Origin of the sequence: Kitasatospora sp. NPDC057500, from assembly GCF_042802195.1 — a bacterium.
Taxonomy (GTDB): Bacteria; Actinomycetota; Actinomycetes; order Streptomycetales; family Streptomycetaceae; genus Kitasatospora.
Genome location: NZ_JBHVER010000231.1, coordinates 1 through 11,803, shown reverse-complemented (window position 1 = coordinate 11,803; position 11,803 = coordinate 1). Strand labels below are relative to the sequence as shown.

Here is an 11,803-nt window from a genome sequence, read left to right as displayed (position 1 = left end):
GGCCGGTGGCCACCCGTCCACCGGCCGCCCCCGCTCCTGTCACACCAGCAGCCTGTCCTTCGCCCGCTGGTACTCCTCCTCGGAGATGGCCCCGCTCGATTTGAGGTCGGCCAGCTTGGCCAGGTCGTCGACGTGGCTCCGGCTGGGCGGCCCCTCCCCGGGCCCCGCGCCGGGTGTGGTGCTCGCCGCGTCGCGGATGTACGCCTTGAACGCGGCATCGGCCTTCTGGGCCTGCTCGACGTCGCGTTCACCCATGCTCCTGCCACGCGCGATCACGTACACCAGCACGCCGATCAGCGGCAGCAGGATCACCAGGAGCAGCCAGCCGGCCTTGGCCCAGCCTCCCATGTCCTGGCTGCGGAAGATGTCCGTGATGATCTTGAACAGCAGGAAGAACCAGAGGATCCAGAGGAACAGCTCCAGCATCGTCCAGAAGATGTTGAGCAGCGGGTAGTTGTCCATGACGGCTCCCGTCGGTGCGGGCCCGAGACGGACCCGAGTCCCTTCGAGTCATACCACCGTATATCGGACACCGTGGCCCGCTGCTGCGCCATTCCGGTGGTCTTCCGGTGGCCCGCGGGTGATCTTCCGCGGACCGGGGAACGGCCGCGGCTCAGCGCGGACGCGACCGCAGCTCCACCGCCAGGCCGATCAGCTCGCCCCACCACGCATCGTGGCCGTTCAGCAGCAGCCGACGCGCCTCGGCGGGCTCCGCCGCGCGGACCTCGACCACCTGCTCGCCGTCGTCCGGGTTGGTCGGCACGGAGTCCACCGTGACCTCGGCCCAGCCCCAGAGCCAGGCCTTCTCGGGGTGCGGCTGCCACGGCCGGTAGGGCACCGGGTCGTCGGTCACGCAGCGGTGCGCGCCCAGCCAGACCGGCTCGCCGAGCAGCCGGGCGCCGGCCTCCTCGCGCAGCTCGCGGACCAGGCAGGAGTCCACCGACTCGCCGTTCTCGCGGGTGCCGCCGGGCAGGAACCAGTGGTCGCGGTCGTCGCGGCAGAGCACCACCCGGCCGCCGTCGGTGAAGCCCACCAGGTGGATGTTGGTGACCAGCTCGTCCGGCGGCAGAACGGTGGAGAACTGCGCGTCGTAGCGGCCCCAGGCCCAGTACTGCGGGGCGTGCAGGGCGGGGAAGAGCGCGGCCAGCTCGTCGGCCCGGGCGGCCTCGGCGGGGCGCGGCGGTCTGGGGATCAGCGGGGCCCCGGCGCGGTCCGGCGTCGCGGCGCCGTCGGAGGCCCCACTGGCACCGGTGATCCCGGTGGTGCCGGTGGTCGTGGTGGTGCCGGTGGCGTTCGTGGCACCCGTGGTATCGGTCATTCGGTGATCGTAGTCCCGGCCGGACGCAGCAGGGGGGCCGTCCGGTGAGTGCGCGTCAGCTCTGCGCCCTCGATCGCGCGCGACCGCCGCGGGACCACCGCCCCCAGCGGCTTCCCGGCCCAACTGCCCAGCGAGATCTCGGCGGTGATGCCCGGACCGAAACCCGCGATCAGCCCCTGGGTGCCGTCCTCGACCCCGCCCTCCTCGAACATCCGGGCCAGCGCGTCGAAGACCACGGCGCTGGCGATGTTGCCCCGCTCGGTGAGCGTGGCCCGGGAGAACCGGAAGGCGACCGGCTCCAGGTCGAGGAAGTGGCAGAGGTCGTCGAGGATCCGCGGGCCGCCGGCGTGCACGATGTAGAAGCCGAGGCCGGAGATGTCCCAGGCGTGTTCGACGGCCAGTGCGCGCAGGGCGGGGGCGAGCATCTCCATGGTGCCCGGTACGCGCTTGTCCAGCTGGAAGTGGAATCCGGTGTCCTTGACCCCGTAGGAGATCCAGTTCTCGGTGTCCGGCACCAGGTGCGAGCCGTTGCGCTCCAGGTGGACGCCGGTGCCGCCGCGGCCGCGCAGCACCGCGGCGGCGATCGCGTCGCCGAACAGGCCGTTGGAGAGCAGCGAGCCGACGCCGATGTCGGTGGGCTGGTAGCAGAGCGAGCAGAACTCGCAGGCGACGATCAGCACGTTGGCGCCGGGGTAGGCGCGGCAGAAGTCGTGCGCCCGGTTGACGGCGGCGCCGCCGGCCGCGCAGCCGAGCTGGGCGATCGGCAGCTGCCGGGTGTCGGAGCGGAACCCCATGGAGTTGATCAGCCACGCGGTCAGCGAGGGCATCATGAAGCCGGTGCAGGACACGTAGAGGATGAGGTCGATGTCCCGGGCGGCGAGTTCGGCGTGGCCGAGGGCGCGCTCGACCACCTCGGGGACGCGGCGCTTGGCCTCCCGCTCGTAGACGGTGTTGCGGACGGTGAATCCGGGGTGGTGCAGGGTCTCCTCGATGGGCTGGACCAGGTGCCTGGTGCGTACCCCGGTGTTCTCGATCAGCCGCAGGGCGAGCCCGAGTTGCGGGTGGTCGGCGTGCAGGGTGCGGGCCAGTTCGAGGGTCTCGTCGAGGGTGATGACGTGCTCGGGTACGGCGATGGCGGGTCTGCAGAGAGTTGCCATGGGTGGGGGTCTCCCGTCTGGCGGGCCCGGGCTGGTGGCCCGGGCCTACGGTTGCGGCCGGGTACGGCGGGGGGTCACCAGGCGACCGGCAGGGTCTGCGGGTAGCGCCAGATCGAGCCGGTCTGCCAGTCCAGCTCGGCGGGCGGCACGGCCAGCCGCAGCCCGGGGAACCGGTTCAGCAGGGTGCCGATGGCCACCTGGAGCTCCATCCGGGCCAGGTGGGAGCCGAGGCAGTGGTGGGTGCCGTAGCCGAAGGTCATGTGGGTGGGTGCGCCGCGGTCGAGGTCGAGCTCGTCGGGGCGCTCGTACACCGCCGGGTCGCGGTTGGCGGCCAGGTAGGAGACGTGCACCGGCTCGCCGGCCCTGATCAGCACGCCGCCGAGCTCGACGTCCTCGGTGGCGACGCGGGCGATGCCCACGCCCTGGCGGAACGGGATGAAGCGCAGCAGCTCCTCCAGCGCGCGCGGCAGCAGGTCCGGGTCGGTGCGCAGCTTGGCGAGCTGCTCGGGGTGGGTGAGCAGGGTGTAGGTGATGTTGGAGAGCTGGTAGGTGCTGGTGTCGTGGCCGGTGACCAGCAGGACCATGGCCATCACGGCGAGTTCGTCGTCGTCCAGCAGTTCGGCGCCGTCCCGGGCGGTGGCGAGCGCGCTGACGAGGTCCTCGCCGGGGGAGCGGCGGCGGGCGGCGGTGAGTTCGGCGAAGTAGGCGCGCAGGGCGGCCTTGGCGGTGACCTGGCCGGCGCCGCTGCCCGGGCCCATGGACATCATCGCGACGGCGTGGCCGCGGAGTTCGGCGCGGTCCGCGGCGGGGATGTCGAGCAGCTCGCAGATGGTGGTGAGCGGCAGCCGGGCGGAGAGGAAGCGGACCAGGTCGGCGGGCGCGCCGTGCTCCTCCATCTCGTCGAAGTAGCTGTCGACGACCCGCTGGGTGTGCGCGCGCATCCGCTCCACCTGGCGGTTGGTGAATCCCTGGGCGACCAGGCGGCGCAGCCGGTTGTGGGCCGGCGGGTCCATCAGGTTGATCGACTCGACCTGGGCGATCGGGGCGGGCGTCATCCGGGGCAGGTCACGTCCGATCCCGGCGGCGCGGCTGAACCGGCGGTCGGTGGTGACGACGCGGACGTCCTCGTAGCGGGTGGCGAGCCAGGCCTCGCCCTCGCCGTGCGGCAGCCGGATCCTGGCGATCGGCTCCTCGGTCAGCAGGCGCTTGAGGAGGGGGTCGAACTCCAGGCCGTCGGTGTGGTTGAAGGGGCAGTCCCACACGGGGGCGGAGGTGGTCACGGGCGGGTCCCAGGGGCCGGTTCTACCGCCCGGACGGAAGGTCGTTCGGGCGCGGACGTGCTGATGCTGCCTCATCGGACCGAAAAAGTGGGGACACGCGCGATAGTTCCCTCGATCGAGGGATATGGGTGATTGTCATGGGATATGGGCGAGTTGGGGCGGTGGCGCCCTGGCCTGCGTAGGAGGTGCGGGGCCGACCGTGCGAGCGCGCGGTCGGGCGCGCCCGCCGACGCGTCAGCGCGTGGTGCGCGGGCCCACGCCGTACAGCAGGGTGTCGACGATCCGGGCCGCCAGCGCGTCCGCTTCCGTGTCGGCCGGCGGGGCTGCGGCGGTGCCGTGCATGACCTCGCCGATGAGCGCGTAGTAGACCCGGCGGACCCACTCCAGGTCCGCGTCCGCGGCGATGACCCCCTGTTCGCGGATCCGGCCGAGCAGTTCGAGGCAGCGGCGGGCGATCTCGTCGTGCATCCGGGCGGCCCGCTCGCTCCGGGCGGCGACCGGGCCGAGGGCGAAGCCCCAGGCGGCCTTCACCCGCAGCACGTTGGCGGTCGCCCGGTGCAGTGCGACCAGTGGCGGAGCGGTGTCGGGGTGGCCGTCCTCGATGGCCTCGGCGAGCTTGGCGGCGGCCTCGGCGGCGAGCGCGTCGATCAGCGCCTGCCGGTTGGCGAACCGGCGGTGGACGGTGGTGCGGGTGACCCCGGCGGCCTCCGCGATCTGCTCCATGGACGCGCCGGGGGTCGCGGCGAGGACGCGCTCCGCCGCGGCGAGGATCGCGCGGATGCTGCGTTCGGCGTCGGCGCGCAGCGGGCGGCCGGGCGGCGTGTGGGTCATGGGCGGTGCCTCCAGCTCGGACGTACCCGGGAACGGTACAGCGGAGAATCGGTTCGGGCATTAACTGAAACATCACTGTTGCAGATTCATGGTTATCCGATACTCTCGTGTCACAGTTTGCGAGACCAAGGAGTGCCACCGTGCGTACTGCCACCACCGCTCTGATCACCGGCGCGTCCTCCGGCCTCGGCGCCGAGTTCGCCGCCCGGCTCGCCGCGCGCGGTCACGACCTCGTCCTGGTCGCCCGCTCCGCCGACCGCCTGCGCGACCTCGCCGAGCGACTCGGCGAGGCCCACGGAGTCACCGCCCACGTCCTCGTCCAGGACCTCGCCGCCCCCGACGCCGCCCGCCGGATCGGTGCCGGACTCGCCGACCGCGGCCTGTCCGTGGACCTGCTGGTCAACAACGCGGGCTTCGGCACCTGCGGCCCGTTCGAGACGATCGACCCGCGGCGCGACCACGACCAGCTGATGGTCAACGTCGTCGCGCCGGTCGACCTCGCCCATGAACTGCTGCCCGGCATGCTCGCGCGCGGCCGGGGCGCGGTGGTCAACGTGGCGTCCACGGCGGCCTTCCAGCCCACCCCGTACTTCGCCGTCTACGGTCCGTCGAAGACCTTCCTGCTCAACTTCAGCCTCGCCCTGCGCCAGGAGTACCGGCGGCGCGGCATCCGCGTGCTGGCCGTCTGCCCGGGGCCGGTGGAGACCGGGTTCTTCGACGTCATCGGCACCCGGAAGGCCGCCGTCACCGGCTCGTTCACCACCCCGGAGGCGGTCGTCCGGGCGGCCCTGAAGGCCCTGGACGCCGACCGCTCCTACGTCGTGCCCGGGCTGAGCAACCAGCTCGGCGCCCACCTCAACCCGCGCCGCCCGCGCGCGCTCGTCGCCGCCGTCGCCGAGCGGATGTCGCGCGGGGTGCGCGACGCCATGACGTCGGCCTGACGCGTCAGCTCCAGTCGGCGACGCGGATCGCGCCCATCACGCGGCCCGCGCCGTCGTAGAGGACGAGCATCCGGGCCGGTTCGTTCGGCCCGGCCCACTTCAGGTAGGCGCGGATGACGGCGCGGGTCCGGGCGTCCACCGCCTCCGGGAAGTCGGTGGCGAGGTAGGTGTTGACGTGGTCGTCCTGCTGCACCGCCCGGTTGAGCCTGGTGACGTGGCCCAGGACGGCCTCCCGCTCCTCCTCGGTGCCGTGCTGCTCGACGTACCGGGTGAAGGCGGCGGCGCTGTCCTCGGCCCCCGGCACCGAGGGCATGGCGGAGGGTGCGTAGGCGTCGGCCGGTGCGCCCGGCTTCGGCGGATCGGGCCTCGGCGCTTCGTCCGTCGGTCGGAAGGCGACGACGATCAGCACGACGGCCGCGACGCCCACGGCGAGCGCGAGTGCACGGGACTTCATCGGGTGACCCCCTCGGTCGTGATGCCGGACGACTCTAACAGCCCGTCAGCCCAAGGGTCGGTCGAAGACGAACACCGCCCGGAGGAGAACCGCGCGGGCGTCGGCGGCGTCCGTCGGGGCGTGATCAAAACCGTGTTGAACGGGCTGCCGATGTTCTGGCCCGGGCTGCTCGCCTCGCTCGTCCCGGCGGCGCTGCTGAACCGCCAGGTGGGGCGGCTGCTGCGCACCCACTGGGCGGTCGGCTTCGTGCTGCTGCTCGCGCTCGGCGGGGTGGCGACGCTGACGCTGCTCCCCGAACACCCGCGCCCGTTCTGGCAGGACCTCTCCTGGGCGGGCGTCGTCCGCCACTGCACGCTCGACGGAATCGGCCCGCGCCCGCCGGGGGAGTGGCTCGCCTCCCGGCAGGCCGACCTCGCCGTCCTGGTGTTCGCCCCGATCGGCCTGGCCGCCGCCCTCGCCGGCTCCCGCCGTCGCGCCGCCGCCGTGCTCGCCGCGGGCGCCCTCCTCCCCTTCGCCCTGGAGGCCGCCCAGTTCGCCGTCCCCGCCCTCGGCCGCGCCTGCGACGGCCAGGACGCCCTGGACTCCCTCCTCGGCCTCGCCCTCGGCGCCCTCCTCGGCCTCCTGGTCCGCCCCGCCCTCCGCCCCGTGCTCCGCCACGTGTGAGCTAATTCGCTTGACCTCGTCGGCGGGTGGCGTTGCATGGTGGCCGGAGACCACGTGCGTGGTGTCCGTGACCCTGGAGGCAGCAGCAGTGATGGAGATCCGTTCCACGACCGAGCAGGACCGCGAGGTCTTCGTCGACACCTTCCACGCGGCGTTCGGACGCTTCCCGGAGCCCACCGGCGAGGACGGCGGCGGGGCCTGGTGGTCGGCGGTCGAGATGGACCGCGGCGTGCTGGCCGTGGCGGACGGGCGGCCCGTGGGGACGGCGGGGGCGTACTCCTTCGAGCTCACCCTCCCCGGGGAGGCCGTCGTCCCGGTCGCCGGGGTGACCGTGGTGGGCGTGGCCCCCTCGCACCGGCGTCGCGGCGTGCTCACCGCGATGATGCGCCACCAGCTCGCCGAACTGCGTGAGCGGGGGGAGGTCATCTCGGTGCTGCTGGCCTCCGAGGCCGTGATCTACCGCAGGTTCGGCTACGGGCCCGCGACCTACACGGGGCGGCTGACGGTGCTGCGCGAGCGGGCCGACCTCGCCGCCGCCCGGGCGGCGGGCGCGGGTGCGGACGCCGGCTCGGTGGAGGTGCTGCGCAGCGGCGAGTGCCGCGACATCCTGGAGGACCTCTACGACCGCTACCGCCGCGCCCAGCCAGGCGCGATCTCCCGGCCGCACCGCTGGTGGGAGCTGCGCGCCGGACAGCCCCCGATCTCCGCGGCCCCGCGCTACATCGCCCTCCACCGCGACGCCGACGGCATCCCGGACGGGTACGCCAGCTACTCGCTCAGCGACGGCGTCCCCGACGCCGTCCGGCGCACGGTGACCCTGACGGTGGACGAGATCATCGCCCTGGACGACACGGCGTACACGGCCCTGGCCCGGTACGCGCTCGGCCACGACCTGATCACCGAGATCGTGTTCAAGCACGTCCCCGCCGACCACCCGCTGCGCTGGCAGCTCGCGGACTTCCGGGCCGGGGTGGCGGGCTCGGGCATGGACTGGCTCTGGGTGCGCCTGCTGGACATCCCGCGCGCCCTGACCGCGCGCGGCTGGTTCGCCGACGGCGAGCTCGTCCTCGACGTCGAGGACCGCTTCCTCGGCGAGCACGGCCGCTACCTGCTGACCGTCCGCGACGGCAAGGCCGAGTGCACCCCCACCGACCAGGAGCCCGACCTGACGCTCGACGTCAGCGACCTCGGCTCCATCTACCTCGGCGGCACCGCCCCCACCACCCTCGTCCGCGCCGGCCACATCCGCGCCCACCACCCCGAGGCCGCCACCAGGGCCGACACCCTCTTCCGCACCGACCACCCCCCGTTCTGCCTGCACTGGTTCTGACCGGCGGCCCCACGGTCGGCCGGTGCGTCGGACCCGCCGACCGCTGCTCCTACCGCCCCTGAACCCCGCGCGGGAAGTCGGCTCCACCGGCTTCCCGCGCTCTCACCGCTTCCTCGCCGTCTCCGCCCTCACCCACTCCAGGTAGGCGGCGCTGCCCGCCACTACGGGGACGGCGATGACCTCGGGGGTTTCGTAGTCGTGGTGCCCGTCGACGAAGTCCGTCAGGGCGTCGGCGAGTTCGGTGCGGGTCTTGAAGTCGATCCGCCACTCGGCCGCGTCCTGGACCGCGCCCTCCCACCAGTACACCGACTGGACCCGGTACACCTGCGCGCAGGCCGCGAGCCGGGCCCGTACGACGTCCGCCGCGAGGGTCCGGGCCTTCGCCTCGTCGTCGTGGGTGGTGGTCATGAGGAGGAGGTCACCGCTGTTCGTCGCCATGCCGGAAGCGTAGGCGCGGGAGCGTCAGGAGTCCCGGACGACGATCGTGGCGGCGGCGGTCATGAACAGCCAGCCGAGGACCGGGACGGCCAGGAGGGCGACCGGTGACAGTTGCGCGGTCATGAGGACGAGACAGCCGATCATCGCCATGGCGCCGGTGAAGCCGCCCATGGAGGCGGCGAACGAGGCCGCTCGCGCGCCCACCCGCGACCAGGTCAGGCCGGTGATCGCGAGTGCCGCCCCCAGCCCGGCGAGGAGGGCCACCCCGAGGGAGGACAGCCAGGGCGTGCCCGCGTTCGTGGTGCGGTGCCCCTGGTAGGAGACCTCGGCCACCCGCCCCCGGTAGACCGTCAGGTCCACGTCCACGCCGACCTTCGTGGCGGAGTAGAAGTCCCGGTCGACCTCGTAGCGCTGTTCGGGGGACGCCTCGCGCGCCACCTTCACCAGGTAGGTGGTTCCATCGCCCTCCACGGTGTACCGGTCCGTGACCTTGCCGGTCTCGCGGCGCACGCAGTCGGTCCCGGCCGTATGCCCTGCCGCGCCGCACACCGGGGCGGAGCGGTAGGCCACGGCCACGTCGTTCGCGTCGACGAACCGGATGAAGCCGAGAACGGCGGTGGCGAGTCCGGCCAGGAGGAGCAGGCCCGGGATCACCACGCGGGCGACCGCCTCGGGTGGCCGGGACGGGGCGGGCAGTTGTTTCGCGTCCTTGGTCCGAGTGTCCATCGCAACCCCCATCGATCGTGTTCACAGGCAGCTGGTGGGGATGGTTCCAACAAGGCGGTCCACAGATGCGCGCCGGGGCCTGCTTGTAGCGAAGTTGTCGAGATCGTTCGTCCAGCGGCGGTAACCTACTCGCTTATCCGCGGGGGATCACCCAGTCCGTCCTGAATTCGCCATTTCTGACACGTGCCTGACGACTCGTCCGTCCCGGCACGTTCGAGGGAGTACCTATGTCCCGGAGCCGCAAGCTCCACCGCCTCAGCAACCCCGACACCGCCGAGCGCCGCGCGCAGCGCATGCTGTTCCGGCACCTCCGCGACGACACCAATGCGAACCGCGGCCGGTTGGCGCGGCGGGTGCGCGAACTCCAGCTCCTTCTGGCCATGGACCCGATCGAGTTCGAGCAGCTGATAGCCCGGCTGATGGAGTCCATGGGCATGCGGGTCGAGCTCACGGCCCGGTCGAAGGACGGCGGGGTGGACGTGCGCGGCATCGACACCGACCCGTTCCGGGGCGGCAACGTGATCGTGCAGGTCAAGCGGTACCGGGACACGGTGACGCCGTCGGCCGTCCGGGACCTCTTCGGCACCCTGCAGCACGACGCGGCCGCCACCAAGGCGGTGCTGGTCACCACCAGCAAGTTCGGGCCCAGCTCGCACCAGTTCGTGTCCGGCAAGCCGATCACGCTGATCAACGGTTCCGAGCTGGTCGGCCTGCTCAAGCACCACGGCTTCCACGAGATCTTCGCGCCGGCCCATGCCGAGACTGCTGGTGGCGAACAGCCGGCGATCGAGGTGGCCGCCGAGCCCGCCCGGCTCCTGCTGCACTGGACCGGCGAGGAGGAGTACGACATCGCCGCCCTGGTCTGCCGGAGCAACCGCGCGCTCTCCGACGACCACCTGGTCTTCTACAACAACGGCTCCACGCCCGACGGCTCCGTCCGGCTGGTCACCGGCTACGAGGACGCCAACGCCTGTCTGATGGTCGACTTCGAGGCGCTCCCCGCCGAGGCGGACCGACTCGTGATCATCGCCGCCGCCGACACCGAGAACCACCCCGATGCCACCATGGGCGGGTTCGCCGGACCGGCGCTGATCCTCGAAGCGGGCGCCGACCAGGACGCGGCGATCGTGCACCTGGCGGACGGCGCGGAGTCCAACATCGCGATGCGGCTCGGCCGCTTCGACCGCGACGAGGCCGGGAACTGGGACTTCACCCCCGCCCTGGCCGGCTACCCCGGCGGCCTGCGGCAGGCGGTCGTCGCCTACGGCCTGGAGGTCGCGGACGAGGAGGCGGTGGCGGCCGGGGCGTAGCGCTCGGCCGGCGCAGGAAGTCGGCGGGTCCGACTTCCTGCGCGGCGGGCAAGGCCGGAACGATCGGGCGCGGCGCGGTCGTTGGGCGGGTCATGGTGATGGTGGTGACGGTCGCCCTGGCGGCTGCGGTGCTGATGACGGTGCTGTTCACGGTGGCGGCGCTGCGGAGCGGGCGTCGGCGGCGGTCACGTGCCGGGACGGTGGCCGGCGGCCTCGGGATGACGGCGGTCGAGGAGCTGCACGCGCTGTTCAACGCCAACAAGCGCGTCCAGATCGAGCAGCGCCAGGCCCGGCTGGTCCTGCGCGACGACGAGCACGCCGGCGCTCCGCCGGGAGCGGGGGTCGACCTGGACGCGGGAGTCGCGGTGGTCCGGCGCCGGGAGCGGACCGGGAGTTCATAAAACGGTTCGATCACGGACCGGCCCCTGTGCCAGGATGCCCCGTCTCTTCGTCGTCCTAGGGGTCGGTTCTGACCATGCGTCGCTCCACTGTGTTCGCCACCGCTGTGATGATTTCTCTCGTCGGACTGGTCGGCTGCGACGACGACGCGGCGCCGGCCGCGTCCGCGTCCGCGTCCTCGGTCGTGAGCCCGACCGTGAGCCCGACCGCCACCGCCGAGGCGGCGACGGCGTCCGCCACCGCGCCGTCGGCCGCACCCGTGACGGATCCCGCGCCCACGCCCTCGGGGTTCGACCCCGCACAGGCGCTCGCCCTGGCGGAGCGGGCGCCGTACGCGGCCACCCAGGACTTCAAGTCCGAGGGCGGCCCGGTCAGCACGGCCGTCAACGGCCGGGTGAACCTCAACGGCCCGGTCCGCACCGGCCGGCTCGCGGAGACCGTGAAGTCGGGCCTCGTCACCGTCCGTGGCGGCGACGGCCCCACGGTGGTCGTCACCGACGACGGCACCACCTACATCAGGCTCGACGACAGCTGGAGCACCTCCCCGCTCGGCGACCGGATCGCCGACTACCACGGCTACGCCAAGGTGCTTCTCTCCCTCGGCCCCTCCGCCCGCAAGGGCATCGAGGACTGCGACGGCACGCCGTGCTTCCATCTCGCCGGCACGGTCGACCTGGAGCGGATCAAGCCGGTCGAGGCCGAGCTGTACAAGCTCCTCAAGGGCAAGAACGTGACGAGCTTCCGGCTCGACCAGTGGATCGACGCCCAGGGCCGCACGGTCCGCTTCGACCGGCTGACCGAGGCGGAGGGCCTCCGGGTTCGCACCTACGGCACCTTCCGCGACTTCGGACCGGTCGAGAAGGTCGACGCCCCGGTCTGATCCCGGCGAACCCGTAGGGCTGCTGCGGGACGCCGGTGCGCCTGTCGGGGCCGCCGCCCGCCCCGCGCGAGGGGAG

Annotated in this window: 14 protein-coding genes; 6 read left to right on the top strand and 8 right to left on the bottom strand. The window is 72.8% G+C overall.

All coding sequences use genetic code 11. The features are described from left to right. Positions 1 to 39 precede the first annotated feature (39 nt). The 5 genes from ACFU74_RS32185 to ACFU74_RS32165 form a co-directional block, all read right to left on the bottom strand. A complete protein-coding gene (locus ACFU74_RS32185) occupies positions 40 to 462 on the bottom strand; it encodes an SHOCT domain-containing protein (RefSeq protein ID WP_380763242.1) in 423 nt (140 codons plus the stop codon). Between the two features lie 151 nt (positions 463 to 613). Then, positions 614 to 1,318 carry an NUDIX domain-containing protein gene (locus ACFU74_RS32180; protein WP_380763240.1) on the bottom strand — a complete coding sequence of 235 codons (705 nt, stop codon included), beginning with the start codon at positions 1,316 to 1,318 and terminating at the stop codon, positions 614 to 616. Next, positions 1,315 to 2,475 (bottom strand): type III polyketide synthase, encoded by a 1,161-nt coding sequence (locus tag ACFU74_RS32175; RefSeq protein ID WP_380763238.1) that lies wholly within the window; start codon positions 2,473 to 2,475, stop codon positions 1,315 to 1,317. The genes ACFU74_RS32180 and ACFU74_RS32175 overlap by 4 nt, the downstream gene beginning before the upstream one ends. Positions 2,476 to 2,549: 74 nt before the next feature. Further along, on the bottom strand, positions 2,550 to 3,755 hold the full coding sequence (locus ACFU74_RS32170) for a cytochrome P450 (protein ID WP_380763234.1): 1,206 nt from the start codon (positions 3,753 to 3,755) through the stop codon (positions 2,550 to 2,552). Positions 3,756 to 3,989: 234 nt separating this feature from the next. Continuing rightward, positions 3,990 to 4,586 carry a TetR/AcrR family transcriptional regulator gene (locus ACFU74_RS32165; RefSeq protein ID WP_380763232.1) on the bottom strand — a complete coding sequence of 199 codons (597 nt, stop codon included), beginning with the start codon at positions 4,584 to 4,586 and terminating at the stop codon, positions 3,990 to 3,992. Positions 4,587 to 4,726: 140 nt separating this feature from the next. Here ACFU74_RS32165 and ACFU74_RS32160 point away from each other — a divergent pair, with 140 nt between their 5' ends. After that, on the top strand, positions 4,727 to 5,527 hold the full coding sequence (locus ACFU74_RS32160) for an SDR family NAD(P)-dependent oxidoreductase (protein WP_380763230.1): 801 nt from the start codon (positions 4,727 to 4,729) through the stop codon (positions 5,525 to 5,527). 4 nt (positions 5,528 to 5,531) lie between these two features. Here ACFU74_RS32160 and ACFU74_RS32155 read toward each other — a convergent pair whose 3' ends face one another. Next, positions 5,532 to 5,981, bottom strand: a complete 450-nt coding sequence (locus ACFU74_RS32155; protein WP_380763228.1) for a hypothetical protein — start codon at positions 5,979 to 5,981, stop codon at positions 5,532 to 5,534. Positions 5,982 to 6,101: 120 nt separating this feature from the next. On the opposite strand from ACFU74_RS32155, the gene ACFU74_RS32150 reads away from it, so the two are divergent. Both ACFU74_RS32150 and ACFU74_RS32145 read left to right on the top strand, forming a co-directional pair. Then, positions 6,102 to 6,644, top strand: coding sequence for a hypothetical protein (locus ACFU74_RS32150; protein WP_380763226.1), 543 nt, complete (start codon positions 6,102 to 6,104; stop codon positions 6,642 to 6,644). A gap of 91 nt (positions 6,645 to 6,735) precedes the next feature. After that, complete coding sequence (locus ACFU74_RS32145; RefSeq protein WP_380763244.1) at positions 6,736 to 7,974, top strand: GNAT family N-acetyltransferase; 1,239 nt, start codon at positions 6,736 to 6,738, stop codon at positions 7,972 to 7,974. A gap of 102 nt (positions 7,975 to 8,076) precedes the next feature. Here ACFU74_RS32145 and cutA read toward each other — a convergent pair whose 3' ends face one another. Beyond that, positions 8,077 to 8,412: a divalent-cation tolerance protein CutA gene (gene cutA / locus ACFU74_RS32140; RefSeq protein ID WP_380763224.1), complete on the bottom strand. Its 336-nt coding sequence runs from the start codon at positions 8,410 to 8,412 to the stop codon at positions 8,077 to 8,079. Positions 8,413 to 8,436: 24 nt separating this feature from the next. Then, positions 8,437 to 9,138: a hypothetical protein gene (locus ACFU74_RS32135; RefSeq protein WP_380763222.1), complete on the bottom strand. Its 702-nt coding sequence runs from the start codon at positions 9,136 to 9,138 to the stop codon at positions 8,437 to 8,439. Positions 9,139 to 9,365: 227 nt separating this feature from the next. Between ACFU74_RS32135 and ACFU74_RS32130 the strand changes: the two genes are divergently transcribed. From ACFU74_RS32130 to ACFU74_RS32120, 3 genes are all read left to right on the top strand, one after another. Next, positions 9,366 to 10,448, top strand: coding sequence for a restriction endonuclease (locus ACFU74_RS32130; RefSeq protein ID WP_380763220.1), 1,083 nt, complete (start codon positions 9,366 to 9,368; stop codon positions 10,446 to 10,448). Between the two features lie 104 nt (positions 10,449 to 10,552). After that, a complete protein-coding gene (locus tag ACFU74_RS32125) occupies positions 10,553 to 10,849 on the top strand; it encodes a DUF6191 domain-containing protein (RefSeq protein ID WP_380763218.1) in 297 nt (98 codons plus the stop codon). Between the two features lie 74 nt (positions 10,850 to 10,923). Then, positions 10,924 to 11,727, top strand: a complete 804-nt coding sequence (locus ACFU74_RS32120) for a hypothetical protein (protein WP_380763216.1) — start codon at positions 10,924 to 10,926, stop codon at positions 11,725 to 11,727. Positions 11,728 to 11,803 lie beyond the last annotated feature (76 nt).

What these genes read in the sequence shown, in the direction of transcription:
- ACFU74_RS32185 (WP_380763242.1), bottom strand. Translation starts at nt 462, where the DNA reads ATGGACAACTACCCGCTGCTCAACATCTTCTGGACGATGCTGGAGCTG.
- ACFU74_RS32180 (WP_380763240.1), bottom strand. Translation starts at nt 1,318, where the DNA reads ATGACCGATACCACGGGTGCCACGAACGCCACCGGCACCACCACGACC.
- ACFU74_RS32175 (WP_380763238.1), bottom strand. Translation starts at nt 2,475, where the DNA reads ATGGCAACTCTCTGCAGACCCGCCATCGCCGTACCCGAGCACGTCATC.
- ACFU74_RS32165 (WP_380763232.1), bottom strand. Translation starts at nt 4,586, where the DNA reads ATGACCCACACGCCGCCCGGCCGCCCGCTGCGCGCCGACGCCGAACGC.
- ACFU74_RS32155 (WP_380763228.1), bottom strand. Translation starts at nt 5,981, where the DNA reads ATGAAGTCCCGTGCACTCGCGCTCGCCGTGGGCGTCGCGGCCGTCGTG.
- ACFU74_RS32145 (WP_380763244.1), top strand. Translation starts at nt 6,736, where the DNA reads ATGGAGATCCGTTCCACGACCGAGCAGGACCGCGAGGTCTTCGTCGAC.
- cutA (WP_380763224.1), bottom strand. Translation starts at nt 8,412, where the DNA reads ATGGCGACGAACAGCGGTGACCTCCTCCTCATGACCACCACCCACGAC.
- ACFU74_RS32135 (WP_380763222.1), bottom strand. Translation starts at nt 9,138, where the DNA reads ATGGACACTCGGACCAAGGACGCGAAACAACTGCCCGCCCCGTCCCGG.
- ACFU74_RS32130 (WP_380763220.1), top strand. Translation starts at nt 9,366, where the DNA reads ATGTCCCGGAGCCGCAAGCTCCACCGCCTCAGCAACCCCGACACCGCC.
- ACFU74_RS32120 (WP_380763216.1), top strand. Translation starts at nt 10,924, where the DNA reads ATGCGTCGCTCCACTGTGTTCGCCACCGCTGTGATGATTTCTCTCGTC.